Here is a 15,052-nt window from a genome sequence, read left to right on the forward strand (position 1 = left end):
GCAACTCCCGCTGGGCGTTATGTACTCTACAGTCGTCCCTGACCTTTCAACCACTCACGCACTAAAAACAGCGCGCTTACGTTGCGGGCCTCGTTGAAATCGGGATCTTCCAGCAGATCCATGAGATGTGCCAGCGGCCAGCGCACCTGCGGCAACGGCTCTGGTTCATCCCCTTCCAGCGACTCCGGATAGAGATCTTCTGCAACCACGATGTTCATCTTGCTGGAGAAGTAGGAGGGCGCCATGCTGAGCTTCTTCAGGAAGGTGAGTTGATTAGCACCAAAGCCGATCTCCTCTTTCAGCTCGCGGTTCGCCGCTTCATAGACATTCTCGCCAGCGTCAATCAGCCCTTTCGGGAACCCCAGCTCGTAGGACTCAATACCGACGGCATATTCACGGATTAGCATCACGTGCTCATCGACAATGGCCACAATCATAACGGCTTCACGAGTCGAAGGGCGCATGCGCTCATACACGCGGCGAACGCCGTTGCTAAATTCCAAATCCACGCTTTCGACGTTAAACAGGCGCGATTTAGCTACCGTTTCTACGTTAAGGATGATGGGTTTTTGCAATGATTTGCTCATTCTGATGGGTCTTTCCAGTGAAAACTTTCGCCATTGTGCGGCAAACCGCACGGTTTCGGCAACGGCAATTGCCTTTTATTTACATTTGTGCAACGTAGAGCGTGTCATTAATCATTTAGCCTAAAAAGTCAAGAGGTTGAAATGAAACTAAGAATTTGCTGATATGGTCAACGATACGGCTTTGTTACTATCGGGCGCTGCTACAATTCGCTTCGCCAACAAGGTGCACTGACTACACCTCTGTAAGAAAAAGTAAGATGGGGAAAGCATGAGCACCATTTTGATTTTTATCGCTGCTATGCTGGCCTGCGCACTCCTTGCAGGGTGGTTTTTCAGACGACGTTCACACCGTCGCTTCCGTCTGCCGTACCTGCCAGATTTCGCCGGCGCGGCGAACCGTAAGCTTACCCCGGAAGAGCGTAGCGCGGTAGAAGCCTATATCGAGACGCTGTCCCGAACCCAGCAGGCACCCGGCCTGACGGGCGCAACCGCTGCGCCGATCTCTCTCTCCCTGAATGCGCAGAGCAATACGGTGCTCTCCGTTACCCACTCGATCACCCGCTACGGCATTAACAGCGACGATCTGAACAAGTGGCGCTACTTCCTCGACTCGGTTGAAGTCCATCTGCCGCCGTTCTGGGAGCAGTATATTACCGACGAGAACGTGGTTGAGCTTATCCGCACCGATACGCTTCCGCTGGTGATCTCTCTCAACGGCCATACGCTGAGCGACTATATTCAGGAAGCGCGCGGCTATGCGCTGGAGCTGCCGCCCTCTACCCAGACCTCGATTCGCGGTGAAGAGAGCGAGCAGATTGAACTGCTGAATATTCGTCAGGAGACGCGGGAGGAGTATGCCCTGAGTCGTCCGGACGGCCTGCGGGAAGCGCTGTTGATCGTCACCTCATTCCTGCTGTTCTATTTCTGTCTCGCGACGCCGGATGTCTTTGTGCCGTGGATGGCAGGAGGAGCAGTCATGCTGCTCGCTGCGGGACTATGGGGTATCTTCGCCCCACCTGCAAAAAATACCCTGCGGGAGATCCACTGCCTGCGCGGCACGCCCCGGCGCTGGGGGCTGTTTGGTGAGAACAACCAGGAGCAGATCAACAATATCTCATTAGGGATTATCGATCTGATCTATCCTCGCCACTGGCAGCCCTACATCACTCAGGATCTGGGCCAGCAGACTGATATCGATATCTATCTCGACCGCCACGTGGTGCGCCAGGGGCGCTTTCTCTCCCTGCATGACGAAGCGGTTAACTTCCCCTTACAGCACTGGCTGCGCAGCGCCATTATCTCCCTTGGCGCGCTGGTAGTGCTGATCCTGCTGCTGATCTGGGTGCCGCTGGATATGCCGGTCAAATTTACCCTGTCGTGGATGAAAGGCGCGCAGACCGTTGAGGCCACCAGCGTTAGCCAACTGGAGCAGGCTGGATTGCGGGTAGGCGATACCCTGAGCATCCAGGGCACCGGGATGTGCAATATCCATATGCAGGAGAACTGGCGCGGGCGGCAAAACTCCCCCTTCTCGCCGTTCGACTGTTCGCAGATCATCTGGAACGACGCGCCGCCGCTGCCGCTGCCGGAGTCAGATATCGTAAATAAAGCCAATGCGCTGATTGAGGCAGTCAACCGGCAGCTGCACCCCTCCAGCGAAGAGGATTCCCACGTTAGCGCCGCGCTGCGCTCGGCGATCCAGAAGTCAGGCATGGTGCTGCTGGATGATTTCGCCGAGATCGTGCTGAAAACCCAGGATCTCTGCTCTGCCGACGACGAGTGTGTACGGCTTAAAAACGCGCTGGTGAACCTCGGCAACACCAAAGACTGGGAGACCCTGACCAAACGCGCCAGCGCCGGCAGGCTTAGCGGCGTAAACGTGCTGCTGCGTCCGGTCAGCGCCGAATCCCTCGATAACCTGGTCACCACGTCTACCGCCCCCTTCCTGCTGCGCGAGACGTCACGCGCCGCCCAGGCACTGAACAGTCCGGCCCCGGGTGGATTTGTGATCGCCAGCGATGAGGGCAGCGAGCTGGTGGATCAGCCCTGGCCGCCGATTGCCTTATATGACTATCCGGCCCAGGAGCAGTGGAAAGAGTTCCAGCGACTGGCGCAAATGCTGATGCAGACCCCGTTTAGCGCCGAGGGTATCGTCACTAATATTTACACCGATGCCAACGGGACGAAGCATGTCAGCCTGCACCGAATGCCATCCAGCGCCGGGCTATGGCGCTATATTGGTACCGCGCTGCTATTGCTGGCGATGACGCTCTGCACCCTCTACAACGCCGTGCAGGCAGTGCGCCGCTACCAGCGCCACCGCTCACGTCTTGCCGACATTCAGGAGTACTATGATAGCTGCCTGAATCCGCCGCTGCTTCAGGCCTCCGATAGCCTTATCTTATAGCCTCATCTGATAAATACGATGCGCGTCGGGGTATGCTACCCTGTCGCGCTTATCCGCTCGCAGGAGTCTCTCATGCATATTGATATCAACTGGCAGGACGTAGAGACCGTGCTGCTGGACATGGACGGCACGCTGCTGGACCTGGCGTTCGATAACTACTTCTGGCAGACGCTGGTACCGGAAACCTTTGGTTCCGTGCGCGGCTTAACGCCGCCGGAGGCGCAGGCACACATGCAGGCGGAGTACCATGCTGTGCAGCATACGCTAAACTGGTACTGTCTGGATTACTGGAGCGAACGCCTCGGCCTGGATATTTGTGCCATGACCACCGCCGAGGGAGCACGTGCCGTTCTGCGTGAGGATACGGTGCCTTTTCTGGACGCGCTGAAAGCCTGCGGCAAGCGTCGCATTCTGCTCACCAATGCACATCCGCATAATCTGGCGGTGAAGCTTGAGCATACCGGGCTTGGCGCACACCTTGATTTATTGCTTTCTACCCACACATTTGGTTATCCGAAAGAGGATCAACGGTTGTGGCAGGCCGTCGTTGAGGCTACTGGCCTGAACCCGGAGAAGACGCTGTTTATTGATGACAGCGAGCCGATCCTGGATGCGGCAGCGGCATTCGGTATTCGTTACTGTCTCGGCGTCACCAATCCTGACTCCGGGCTGGTGGAGAAGCGCTACCAGCGCCACCCCGGACTCAATGACTATCGCCGCCTGATCCCCTCCCTCAAGTGAAGGAGACGCGATGAAAGAGAAGCCCGCGCAAGAAGTCCGCTTAGACAAATGGCTCTGGGCGGCGCGCTTTTACAAAACCCGCGCCCTGGCCCGCGAGATGATCGAGGGCGGTAAGGTGCACTACAACGGGCAACGCAGCAAGCCGGGTAAAATCGTCGAGCTGAACGCCACTCTGACCCTGCGTCAGGGAAACGATGAACGCACGGTGGTGGTGAAAGCCATCACCGATCAGCGCCGTCCGGCAAGCGAGGCGGTGGCGCTGTATGAAGAGACAGCTGAAAGTATTGAAAAACGCGAAAAGATGGCGCTGGCCCGCAAGATGAACGCGTTAACGATGCCGCATCCGGAGCGTCGCCCGGATAAAAAAGAGCGCCGCGACCTGATGAAATTTAAATATGGTGATGACGAGTAGTCGTCGCCCTCCAGAGAGATAATTATGGCCCAACACGACCAATTACACCGCTATCTGTTTGAAAACTACGCTGTTCGTGGCGAACTGGTAACGGTATCCGAAAGCCTGCGGCAGATCCTTGAAAACCACAGCTACCCGCAGCCGGTGAAAAACATCCTCGCGGAGCTGCTGGTGGCTACCAGCCTGCTGACCGCTACGCTGAAATTTGCCGGTGATATTACCGTTCAGCTGCAGGGCGATGGCCCGATGAGCCTGGCGGTCATCAACGGTAACAACCAGCAGCAGATGCGCGGCGTGGCGCGTGTTCAGGGCGAGATTGCGGACGATGCCGATCTGAAAACCCTGGTCGGCAATGGCTATCTGGTGATCACTATTTCCCCGGAAGAGGGCGAGCGCTATCAGGGTGTAGTGGGTCTGGAAGGCGATACGCTGGCGGCGTGCCTTGAGGACTACTTTATGCGTTCAGAACAGCTGCCGACGCGCCTCTACATCCGTACCGGTGAAGTCGATGGCCTGCCCGCTGCAGGCGGTATGCTGTTACAGGTACTGCCAGCCCAGGATACCGACTCCAATGACTTCGAGCACCTGGCAACGCTGACCGACACCATCAAAACGGAAGAGCTGCTTACTCTGCCAGCGAACGACGTGCTGTGGCGTCTCTATCATGAAGAAGAGGTGACGCTCTACGATCCGCAGGACGTTGAGTTCAAGTGCACCTGCTCCCGCGAACGCTGCGCCGGCGCGCTGAAGACGCTGCCGGATGAGGAGATCGACAGTATTCTGGAAGAAGACGGCGAAATCGATATGCATTGCGACTACTGTGGCAATCACTATCTGTTTAACGCCATGGATATTGCGGAGATCCGCAACAACGCTTCTCCTGCCGATCCGCAGGTACACTGATTACTTGCTCCCCCAGCGCGTCGCCCGACGGCGCGCTGCTCTCCCCTCCCCTTACAGACGCCGCACGGGCGATCACTTTCCTGAAACCATTACGTAATTTTATTACCGGAAAGCGATTACACTCACAATCTCACCGATAAAATCACCTGCGTTTTGCCTTTATAGAGCATTTTCGCTATGCAACTGATGAATCCTGCCATAATTTGTCTCGCTTATGGGTAGATGTAACAGCGTTTTCACCAGCGAAGGCTTGTCTGGATGCATAAATCTATGAGCCTCGTCGCGGTTAACCCCCTCAGAATAACCCTACAATCGCAGGCAATACATATTGGCTAAGGAGCAGTGACATGCGCGTTAAACGTTTAACCCCGCAGGATCTCAAGGCTTATGGTATCAATGATGTTCAGGATATCGTCTACAACCCCGACTACGATACGCTGTATCAGGAGGAACTCAGTCCAGACCTGGAGGGATTTGAGCGGGGCAGAGTGACGAATTCTGGTGCTGTCGCCGTCGATACCGGCGTGTTTACCGGGCGTTCGCCGAAAGATAAGTACATTGTCCGCGATGACACCACCCGCGATACCGTGTGGTGGGCCGATAAAGGCAAAGGCAAAAATGACAATAAACCGCTCTCTCCCGAGGTTTGGCAGCAGCTGAAAGGGCTGGTAACCCAGCAGCTCTCCGGCAAGCGTCTGTTTATCATTGACGCCTTCTGCGGTGCGAATGCCGACACCCGCCTCGCGGTGCGCTTTATTACCGAAGTGGCCTGGCAGGCGCACTTTGTGAAGAACATGTTTATCCGCCCGACGGATGAGGAGCTGGCTGACTTTACGCCGGACTTTATCGTCATGAATGGCGCAAAATGCACAAACTCACAGTGGAAGGAGCAGGGTCTCCACTCTGAGAATTTCGTTGCCTTTAACCTGACCGAACGCATTCAGCTTATCGGCGGGACCTGGTACGGCGGCGAGATGAAGAAAGGGATGTTCTCGATTATGAACTACCTGTTGCCGCTCAAGGGCGTCGCCTCTATGCACTGCTCGGCGAACGTCGGTGAAGCGGGCGACGTGGCGGTGTTCTTTGGTCTCTCCGGCACCGGCAAAACCACGCTCTCCACCGATCCCAAGCGCCGCCTGATCGGCGATGACGAGCACGGCTGGGATGACGACGGCGTGTTTAACTTTGAAGGCGGCTGCTACGCCAAGACCATCAAGCTCTCCCGTGAGGCAGAGCCAGATATTTATAACGCTATTCGTCGCGACGCGCTGCTGGAAAACGTTACCGTGCTCGACGACGGCACCATCGATTTTGATGACGGCAGCAAGACCGAAAATACTCGCGTCTCTTACCCCATCTACCATATCGATAATATCGTCAAGCCGGTGTCAAAAGCGGGCCATGCCACTAAGGTTATCTTCCTGACTGCCGACGCCTTTGGCGTGCTGCCGCCAGTTTCCCGTCTGACCGCAAACCAGACGCAATATCATTTCCTCTCCGGCTTTACCGCCAAGCTGGCCGGTACCGAACGCGGCGTGACGGAGCCAACCCCGACCTTCTCCGCCTGCTTCGGCGCGGCGTTCCTCTCCTTGCACCCGACGCAGTATGCCGAGGTACTGGTCAAACGGATGCAGGCGGCGGGCGCGCAAGCCTATCTGGTGAATACCGGTTGGAACGGCACGGGAAAAAGGATCTCGATTAAGGACACGCGGGCCATTATTGACGCCATCCTTGATGGCTCTATTGATAAGGCTGACACCTTCACGCTGCCAATATTTGATCTGGCGATCCCCACCAGCCTGCCGGGTGTCGATCCGCAGATCCTCGATCCGCGTAGCACCTATGCCTCCCCTGAGCAGTGGCAAGAGAAGGCCAACGCGCTGGCGAAGCTGTTTATTGAGAACTTTGAGAAGTATACCGATACGCCAGCGGGCGCGGCGTTGGTGAGTGCAGGTCCGAAATTATAAGAGTGTAAAATGCCGGGTAGCACTGTGCTTACCCGGCCTACATTCTACGTATTATTCTGCCCACGCGTGACCGGAACAGGGAACCAGGCGCGAATCGAGAGACCGCCGCGCTCGCTGGTGCTCAGCTCCAGCATGCCGTTATGGTTATCGACGATACGCTGCACAATCGCCAGCCCCAGCCCGGTGCCGCTGGTGCTGCGAGCGCTGTCGCCGCGCACGAAGGGCTGGAACAGGTGCTTGCGCTGCTCCGGCTTAATGCCCGGCCCGTCGTCCTCTACCTGGAACCAGGCGCGGTTCGCCTCGCTGCCGCTGCTGACCCGGATCCAGCCGTTGCCGTAGCGGGCGGCATTCACCACCATGTTAGCAATGGCGCGCTTAATCGACAGCGGGTGCATGCGCAGGTAGATCTCCTCCGGATAGAGCGCGGTATCAATTTCACGCTCGTAGCCACTCTCTGCCGCAACGACCTCCCCCAGCACCGCATTCAGCTCGGCTATCTCCATCGGCATCTCCTGGCCGGTACGCAGATAGTCAATAAACTGTTCGATGATGGCATTGCACTCTTCAATATCCTTATTGATTGACTCTGACAGGTAGCCATCCTGCTCACCCATCATCTCCGTCGCCAGCCGGATACGGGTTAGCGGCGTACGCAGGTCGTGACTGACGCCCGCCATCAGCAGGGTACGATCGTCGGCAAGCTGCTTAACCCCTGCCGCCATCTGGTTGAAGGCTCGGGTCACAGAGCGTACCTCCGAGGCGCCATACTCGCGCAGCGGGGGCGGGATCTGCCCTTTCCCCACCTTCAGCGCCGCGTGCTCAAGGTCTACCAACGGTCGGTTCTGGATACGTATAAAGAGCCACGCCCCGCCTATCGCCAGCAGCATAATCGCCAGGGTATAACGGAACAGCGGCGAGAAGTCGCCCTGATGGATCTCGGTGAGCGGTACGCGTACCCAAATGTTGGGCGACAGCCAGGTCTTCAGCCACACCACCGGTGAGCTTTTGTTTACCTCAACGCGCACTTCCGTTGGGCCGCCCAGCTGCTGCGCCATCTGCTGGCTTAAAAAGCCATAGTGCTGCGCCCAGCGCAGGCCGGCATCTTCCGCCGCCTCGTTCGAGTAGAGAGAGATGCCCAACTCGCGATAGATCTCCCGGCGAAACGCCGGGGGCACTACCAGCTGCGTGCCATCCTCCAGCTGCAGTTTGTCGGTCATCAGCATACGCACTTCGTACGCCAGCACCTTATTAAACTGTTGCAAGCTGGGCAGAATGGCAAAGTTCAGCACCACCAGATAGGTTGTCACCAGGCTAACAAACAGCAGGGTGACAATCAGCAGCAGCGTGCGGGCAAATGAACTTCGCGGCGAGAAGCGCAGTCGCCTCATGCTTTAGAGCCGTCCGGCACAAAGACGTAGCCCAGACCCCAGACGGTCTGAATATAGCGCGGGTGCGCCGGGTCCTCTTCCACCATGCGGCGCAGGCGGGAGATCTGCACGTCAATGGAGCGCTCCATTGCCGAGTATTCACGACCGCGCGCCAGGTTCATCAGCTTATCGCGGGAGAGCGGCTCTCGCGGATGGCTCACCAGCGCCTTCAGCACCGCAAACTCGCCGCTGGTGAGCGGCATCGGCTCATCTTCGCGGAACATTTCGCGGGTGCCGAGGTTGAGCTTGAACTTACCAAACTGAATGACGGCCTCATCCTGCGACGGTGCGCCGGGCAGCTCGTTGGCCTGGCGACGCAGCACCGCGCGGATGCGGGCCAGCAGTTCGCGAGGGTTAAACGGCTTAGGAATGTAGTCATCCGCACCAATCTCCAGCCCCACGATACGGTCAACTTCTTCCCCTTTCGCCGTGACCATAATGATCGGCATCGGGTTGCTCTGGCTACGCAGGCGGCGGCAGATGGACAAACCGTCCTCGCCGGGAAGCATCAGGTCGAGTACCATCAGGTGGAAGGATTCACGGGTAAGCAGGCGATCCATCTGTTCTGCGTTGGCCACGCTGCGAACCTGGAAGCCTTGCTCGGTGAGATAACGTTCCAGCAGTGCGCGCAGGCGCATATCGTCATCGACGACCAGAATCTTATAATTCTCTTGCATTGTTTGTACTCCCAAAGGTTCGGACAATATAAGTGCGTATTCTAAAAAAGTGTGCGCCGACCACCAGCTAAATCTGGTATACATTCTAGTCGAAATTGTTACAAAGCATATTTAACAGCAGCTTAAAGGCAAAAACCGGATGAAAACGCCACTTATCACCCGAGAAGGTTACGACAAGCTTAAACAGGAGCTGGACTATCTCTGGCGTCAGGAGCGCCCGGAAGTCACGAAAAAGGTGACCTGGGCGGCAAGCCTCGGTGACCGCAGCGAGAATGCTGACTATCAGTATAATAAAAAACGCCTGCGGGAAATTGACCGCCGCGTCAGATACCTGACGAAATGCCTGGAAAACCTGAAAATTGTTGATTACTCCCCGCAGCAGGAGGGCAAAGTGTTCTTCGGTGCCTGGGTGGAGATCGAAAACGACGACGGCGACACTAAGCGCTTTCGCATTGTGGGCTACGACGAGATTTTTGGCCGCAAAGACTATATCTCCATCGACTCTCCGATGGCCCGTGCGCTGCTGAAGAAAGAGGTCGGCGACCTGGCAATCGTCCAGACGCCTGGCGGCGAAGCGAGCTGGTACGTCAACGAAATCGAGTACGTTAAATAGTCCTGGAGCATCCTCCCCGGCTGGCATTTTTGCCAGCCAGTCCGTATAACTATCCCCCTGATTTTCGATCCACTACTCGATCCACTAGATGAAATAGCCATGATGAATGATTCGCTCTGCCGCATTATTGCGGGTGAACTTCAGGCCAGAGCCGAACAGGTAGAAGCTGCCGTTCGCCTGCTTGATGAAGGGAACACCGTGCCGTTTATTGCACGTTATCGTAAGGAAGTCACCGGCGGGCTGGATGATACGCAGCTGCGCAACCTTGAGACCCGCCTGGGCTACCTGCGGGAGCTGGAGGAGCGTCGTCAGGCAATTCTGAAATCCATCGGCGACCAGGGCAAGCTGACCGACGAGCTGGCAAAAGCCATTAACGGCACCCTGAATAAAACCGAACTCGAAGATCTCTATCTGCCGTACAAACAAAAACGCCGCACCCGCGGACAGATCGCCATCGAAGCTGGCCTCGAGCCGCTGGCGGATCTGCTGTGGAACGTCCCGTCCCACGATCCGCAAACCGAAGCGGAGAAGTTTATTGACGCCGATAGAGGCGTAGCCGACAGCAAAGCCGCGCTGGACGGCGCACGCTACATCCTGATGGAGCGTTTTGCTGAGGATGCCGCCCTGCTGGCGAAGGTGCGTGACTACCTGTGGAAAAATGCTCACCTGACGGCAACCGTGGTCGCCGGCAAAGAGGAAGAGGGCGCGAAATTCCGCGACTACTTCGATCATCATGAGCCGATCTCCAGCGTGCCGTCCCACCGTGCGCTGGCAATGTTCCGCGGCCGCAACGAAGGCGTGTTGCAGCTGGCGCTAAATGCCGATCCGCAGTTTGACGAGCCGCCAAAAGAGAGCCACTGCGAACAGATTATTAGCGATCATCTTGACCTGCGCCTGAACAACGCCCCGGCGGACAGCTGGCGCAAAGGCGTGGTGAGCTGGACCTGGCGCATCAAGGTGCTGATGCATCTGGAGACCGAGCTGATGGGCACGGTGCGCGAGCGCGCCGAAGATGAAGCCATCAACGTATTTGCCCGCAACCTGCACGACCTGCTGATGGCCGCCCCTGCCGGGCTGCGCGCGACCATGGGTCTCGATCCTGGCCTGCGTACCGGCGTGAAGGTGGCGGTTGTCGACGGCACCGGCAAGCTGGTGGCGACCGATACCATCTATCCCCACACCGGCCAGGCGGCAAAAGCCGCCACCATCGTGGCTGCGCTGTGTGAAAAGCATAACGTAGAGCTGGTAGCAATCGGCAACGGTACCGCCTCCCGCGAAACCGAACGTTTCTACCTCGACGTGCAGAAGCAGTTCCCGCAGGTGAAGGGGCAGAAGGTAATCGTCAGCGAAGCCGGAGCGTCGGTCTACTCCGCCTCTGAACTGGCGGCGCAGGAGTTCCCGGGTCTCGACGTTTCGCTGCGCGGCGCGGTCTCCATCGCCCGGCGCTTACAGGATCCGCTGGCGGAGCTGGTGAAGATCGATCCAAAATCCATCGGCGTCGGCCAGTACCAGCATGACGTCAGCCAGACCCAACTGGCCCGTAAGCTGGATGCGGTAGTAGAAGACTGCGTGAACGCCGTCGGCGTCGATCTCAATACCGCCTCCGTGCCGCTGCTGACCCGCGTCGCGGGCCTGACGCGGATGATGGCGCAGAATATCGTGGCGTGGCGCGACGAGAACGGCCAGTTCCACAACCGTCAGCAGCTGCTGAAGGTGAGCCGCCTGGGGCCAAAAGCCTTTGAGCAGTGTGCAGGCTTCCTGCGCATCAACCACGGCGATAACCCGCTGGATGCCTCCACTGTTCACCCGGAAGCCTACCCGGTGGTCGAGCGTATCCTTGCCGCGACCGAGCACTCGCTGCGCGACCTGATGGGTAACAGCAGCAATCTACGCGGCCTGAAGGCATCTGACTTTACCGACGAGCGCTTTGGTGTGCCGACGGTCACCGACATCATCAAAGAGCTGGAGAAACCTGGCCGCGACCCGCGTCCCGAGTTTAAAACCGCCACCTTTGCCGATGGCGTTGAGACCATGAACGACCTGCAGCCGGGGATGATCCTTGAAGGTGCGGTCACCAACGTGACCAACTTCGGCGCGTTTGTGGATATTGGCGTGCATCAGGACGGCCTGGTACACATCTCTTCCCTTGCCAATAAGTTCGTTGAGGATCCCCACACGGTGGTGAAGGCGGGCGACATAGTGAAAGTGAAGGTGCTGGAGGTTGACCTGCCCCGCAAGCGTATCGCCCTGACCATGCGTCTGGACGAGCAGCCAGGCGAAGGCAACGCCCGACGCGGCGGCAGCAACAGCAACGGCGCGAAGCGTGAACCCGCTTCCCGTCCGGCGAAGCCACGTGGTCGTGAAACGCAGCCGGCTGGCAACAGCGCGATGATGGATGCGCTGGCAGCGGCAATGGGTAAAAAACGCTGATCCCCTCTCCCCCTTCGCGTTAATTTATCGTGCAGGGGGAGTTTATTTACGCGAAGAGTAAATAAATATAACTCTCCTTGTTACCACAACGTATATTAATTAATTCCCGCTGTTAAAAGAGCAATGGCAAATATTGCGCTAAATCAAACCTAATAGTTATTCTTACCTAATTCAACACTCCCACACATTTTAATGATTGATGATAAAAACTATTATCATTACCATTGCCCTGTTGATTATTTAACCATTAATCTAGCAGGTCCGTCCTATGTCCTTCTCGCCCGCCAGCGCGTGGAAAATCGTGGGGTTTTCCCGTGAAATTAGCCCGGCCTACCGGCAAAAATTGCTCTCGCTAGGCATGCTCCCCGGATCGTCATTTAACGTGGTGCGCGTCGCCCCCTTAGGCGATCCCATTCATATTCAAACCCGGCGTGTTAGCCTGGTATTACGCAAAAAAGATCTCGCGTTATTAGAGGTGGAAGCCCTGCCGCGTTAACGGCGCTCCACGCAATGAGTCTGCTATTATGAAAAAATTAACCCTTGGTCTTATTGGTAATCCTAATTCCGGCAAGACGACCCTATTCAATCAGCTAACGGGTGCACGCCAGCGCGTGGGCAACTGGGCGGGCGTTACCGTCGAGCGCAAAGAGGGGTCCTTTATTACCACCGACGCTCAGGTGACGCTGGTCGATCTGCCTGGCACCTACTCGCTGACCACCATCTCGTCGCAAACCTCTCTCGATGAGCAGATCGCCTGCCACTATATCCTCAGCGGCGATGCCGATATGCTGATCAACGTCGTCGACGCCTCCAACCTGGAGCGTAACCTCTACCTGACGCTGCAGCTGCTGGAGCTGGGCATCCCCTGCATCGTCGCGCTGAACATGCTGGACATTGCCGAGAAGCAGCAGATCCGCATCGATATCGACGCCCTCGCCGCCCGCCTTGGCTGCCCGGTGGTGCCGCTGGTCTCGACCCGCGGACGCGGCATTGAGGCGCTGAAAATAGCCATCGACCGCCATCAGCGGAACAGCGATATTGAGCGGGTTCACTACGCCCGGCCCCTGGTGCATGAAGCAGACGTGCTGGCGCAGGCGATGGCAGCGGATATGCCGCTTCAGCAGCGCCGCTGGCTGGGTCTGCAAATGCTGGAGGGCGATATTTACAGCCGCGCCTATGCCGGTGAAGCCGCGCGCAAGCTGGAAGCCTCGCTGGCGCGCCTCGGCAAGGAGATGGACGATCCGGCCTTACACATTGCCGATGCCCGTTACCAGACCATCGCCGCCGTTTGCGACACGGTCAGCAACACTCTTACCGCCGAGCCGAGCCGCTTTACCGCCGCGATGGACCGGATCATCATCAACCGCCTACTCGGCCTGCCCATCTTTCTGCTGGTGATGTACGTCATGTTCGTGCTCGCCATCAACATTGGCGGCGCGCTGTCGCCTATTTTCGATGCCGGTTCGGTCGCCATCTTCATCCACGGTACACAGTGGCTGGGCTATACCCTGCACTTCCCGCAGTGGCTGACAATCTTCCTCGCGCAGGGGCTGGGGGGCGGGATCAACACCGTGCTGCCGCTGGTGCCGCAGATCGGCATGATGTACCTGTTCCTCTCCTTCCTTGAGGACTCGGGCTATATGGCCCGGGCGGCCTTTGTGATGGATCGCCTGATGCAGTCCCTTGGCCTGCCGGGTAAATCCTTCGTGCCGCTGATCGTCGGCTTCGGCTGCAATGTGCCATCGGTGATGGGCGCGCGCACCCTTGACGCGCCGCGCGAACGCCTGATGACCATCATGATGGCACCGTTTATGTCCTGCGGGGCACGGCTGGCCATCTTCGCCGTGTTCGCCTCCGCCTTTTTTGGTAAGGAGGGGGCGCTGGCGGTCTTCTCTCTCTATCTGCTCGGCATCGTGATGGCGATCCTTACCGGGCTGATGCTCAAGCACACCATAATGCGCGGCGAAGCGTCGCCCTTTGTGATGGAGCTACCGGTCTACCATGTTCCCCATCTGAAGAGCCTGGCGATCCAGACCTGGCAACGGCTGAAGGGCTTTGTGCTGCGCGCCGGGAAAGTGATTGTGGTGGTTAGCATCTTCCTGAGCGCCCTGAACAGCTTTACGCTCAGCGGGACGGCGGCGACCAGTATCAACGACTCGGCGCTGGCAGCGGTCAGCCGGGTGTTTACTCCGCTGCTTAAGCCCATTGGCATCCACGAGGATAACTGGCAGGCCACCGTCGGTCTCTTTACCGGCGCAATGGCGAAAGAGGTAGTGGTCGGTACGCTGAACACCCTCTATACCGCCGAAGACATTGAGCAGGGGGCGTTTGATCCTGCCACCTTCAGCCTGACGGACGAGCTTGTTAGCGCATTGCAGGAGACCGGCCAGAGTCTGGCCGATACCTTTAGCCTGAGCGTGCTGGCTAATCCCATTGAGGCCAGCAAAGGCGACGGCGAGATGGCGACCGGCACCATGGGGGTGATGGGGGAAAAATTTGGCAGCGCCGCCGCGGCGTACAGCTATCTGATCTTTGTCCTGCTCTATATCCCCTGTATTTCGGTCATGGGAGCGATCGCCCGTGAAGCCAGCCGCGGCTGGATGGGCTTCTCAATCCTCTGGGGGCTGAATATCGCTTACTCGCTGGCAACGCTTTTCTACCAGACGACCAGCTTTAGCGCCCATCCACACTACAGCCTGGTCTGCATTCTGGTGGTCGTGTTATTTAACGTCCTGCTGCTGGGGAGCTTGCGTCACGCCCGGAGCCGAATCGACGTCAACCTGCTGGCAACCCGCAAAACGGCGGCCAGATGCTGCGAGAGTCAGGCAAATGATTGTCGTGGATGTTGCGCTAAACGGTGAAGGCGGGCGCGCTGCCCGCCTGACTGA

At 57.7% G+C, this 15,052-nt stretch carries 12 protein-coding genes; 9 read left to right on the forward strand and 3 right to left on the reverse strand.

Going from position 1 to position 15,052, the window contains the following annotated elements:
* Window positions 1-26: 26 nt before the first annotated feature.
* On the reverse strand, window positions 27-587 hold the full coding sequence (gene nudE / locus RTN40_RS08045; RefSeq protein ID WP_312228009.1) for an ADP compounds hydrolase NudE: 561 nt from the start codon (window positions 585-587) through the stop codon (window positions 27-29).
* 268 nt (window positions 588-855) lie between these two features.
* On the opposite strand from nudE, the gene RTN40_RS08050 reads away from it, so the two are divergent.
* The 5 genes from RTN40_RS08050 to pckA all read left to right on the forward strand — a co-directional run bounded on the left by RTN40_RS08050 (window position 856) and on the right by pckA (window position 7,017).
* A complete protein-coding gene (locus RTN40_RS08050; RefSeq protein WP_312228010.1) occupies window positions 856-2,994 on the forward strand; it encodes an intracellular growth attenuator family protein in 2,139 nt (712 codons plus the stop codon).
* 72 nt (window positions 2,995-3,066) lie between these two features.
* Complete coding sequence (gene yrfG, locus RTN40_RS08055; protein WP_312228011.1) at window positions 3,067-3,735, forward strand: GMP/IMP nucleotidase; 669 nt, start codon at window positions 3,067-3,069, stop codon at window positions 3,733-3,735.
* Window positions 3,736-3,745: 10 nt separating this feature from the next.
* Entirely contained in the window at window positions 3,746-4,147 is a 402-nt protein-coding gene (gene hslR, locus RTN40_RS08060) for a ribosome-associated heat shock protein Hsp15 (RefSeq protein ID WP_312211884.1), read from the forward strand.
* A gap of 24 nt (window positions 4,148-4,171) precedes the next feature.
* Entirely contained in the window at window positions 4,172-5,050 is an 879-nt protein-coding gene (hslO, locus tag RTN40_RS08065; RefSeq protein WP_312228012.1) for an Hsp33 family molecular chaperone HslO, read from the forward strand.
* Window positions 5,051-5,397: 347 nt separating this feature from the next.
* Window positions 5,398-7,017: a phosphoenolpyruvate carboxykinase (ATP) gene (pckA, locus tag RTN40_RS08070; protein WP_312228013.1), complete on the forward strand. Its 1,620-nt coding sequence runs from the start codon at window positions 5,398-5,400 to the stop codon at window positions 7,015-7,017.
* 44 nt (window positions 7,018-7,061) lie between these two features.
* On the opposite strand, the gene envZ is transcribed toward pckA, so the two are convergent.
* Window positions 7,062-8,405: a two-component system sensor histidine kinase EnvZ gene (envZ, locus tag RTN40_RS08075; protein WP_312228014.1), complete on the reverse strand. Its 1,344-nt coding sequence runs from the start codon at window positions 8,403-8,405 to the stop codon at window positions 7,062-7,064.
* On the reverse strand, window positions 8,402-9,121 hold the full coding sequence (ompR, locus tag RTN40_RS08080; protein ID WP_042393138.1) for a two-component system response regulator OmpR: 720 nt from the start codon (window positions 9,119-9,121) through the stop codon (window positions 8,402-8,404). The genes envZ and ompR overlap by 4 nt, the downstream gene beginning before the upstream one ends.
* 139 nt (window positions 9,122-9,260) lie before the next feature.
* Here ompR and greB point away from each other — a divergent pair, with 139 nt between their 5' ends.
* The 4 genes from greB (at window position 9,261) to feoB (ending at window position 15,025) form a co-directional block, all read left to right on the forward strand.
* Window positions 9,261-9,734, forward strand: coding sequence for a transcription elongation factor GreB (gene greB, locus RTN40_RS08085; RefSeq protein WP_103820325.1), 474 nt, complete (start codon window positions 9,261-9,263; stop codon window positions 9,732-9,734).
* A 99-nt stretch (window positions 9,735-9,833) separates the two neighbouring features.
* Window positions 9,834-12,164, forward strand: a complete 2,331-nt coding sequence (locus tag RTN40_RS08090) for a Tex family protein (protein WP_312228015.1) — start codon at window positions 9,834-9,836, stop codon at window positions 12,162-12,164.
* Window positions 12,165-12,432: 268 nt separating this feature from the next.
* Complete coding sequence (gene feoA / locus RTN40_RS08095; protein WP_144818086.1) at window positions 12,433-12,660, forward strand: ferrous iron transporter A; 228 nt, start codon at window positions 12,433-12,435, stop codon at window positions 12,658-12,660.
* A 28-nt stretch (window positions 12,661-12,688) separates the two neighbouring features.
* A complete protein-coding gene (feoB, locus tag RTN40_RS08100) occupies window positions 12,689-15,025 on the forward strand; it encodes a Fe(2+) transporter permease subunit FeoB (protein ID WP_312228016.1) in 2,337 nt (778 codons plus the stop codon).
* Window positions 15,026-15,052 lie beyond the last annotated feature (27 nt).

It is taken from the genome of Pseudescherichia sp., from assembly GCF_031987975.1.
GTDB lineage: Bacteria > Pseudomonadota > Gammaproteobacteria > Enterobacterales > Enterobacteriaceae > Pseudescherichia.

Coding starts and splice junctions, on each gene's coding strand:
- feoB (WP_312228016.1), top strand. CDS start 12,689: ATGAAAAAATTAACCCTTGGTCTTATTGGTAATCCTAATTCCGGCAAG.
- yrfG (WP_312228011.1), top strand. CDS start 3,067: ATGCATATTGATATCAACTGGCAGGACGTAGAGACCGTGCTGCTGGAC.
- hslO (WP_312228012.1), top strand. CDS start 4,172: ATGGCCCAACACGACCAATTACACCGCTATCTGTTTGAAAACTACGCT.
- pckA (WP_312228013.1), top strand. CDS start 5,398: ATGCGCGTTAAACGTTTAACCCCGCAGGATCTCAAGGCTTATGGTATC.
- envZ (WP_312228014.1), bottom strand. CDS start 8,405: ATGAGGCGACTGCGCTTCTCGCCGCGAAGTTCATTTGCCCGCACGCTG.
- RTN40_RS08090 (WP_312228015.1), top strand. CDS start 9,834: ATGATGAATGATTCGCTCTGCCGCATTATTGCGGGTGAACTTCAGGCC.
- feoA (WP_144818086.1), top strand. CDS start 12,433: ATGTCCTTCTCGCCCGCCAGCGCGTGGAAAATCGTGGGGTTTTCCCGT.
- greB (WP_103820325.1), top strand. CDS start 9,261: ATGAAAACGCCACTTATCACCCGAGAAGGTTACGACAAGCTTAAACAG.
- ompR (WP_042393138.1), bottom strand. CDS start 9,121: ATGCAAGAGAATTATAAGATTCTGGTCGTCGATGACGATATGCGCCTG.
- RTN40_RS08050 (WP_312228010.1), top strand. CDS start 856: ATGAGCACCATTTTGATTTTTATCGCTGCTATGCTGGCCTGCGCACTC.
- nudE (WP_312228009.1), bottom strand. CDS start 587: ATGAGCAAATCATTGCAAAAACCCATCATCCTTAACGTAGAAACGGTA.
- hslR (WP_312211884.1), top strand. CDS start 3,746: ATGAAAGAGAAGCCCGCGCAAGAAGTCCGCTTAGACAAATGGCTCTGG.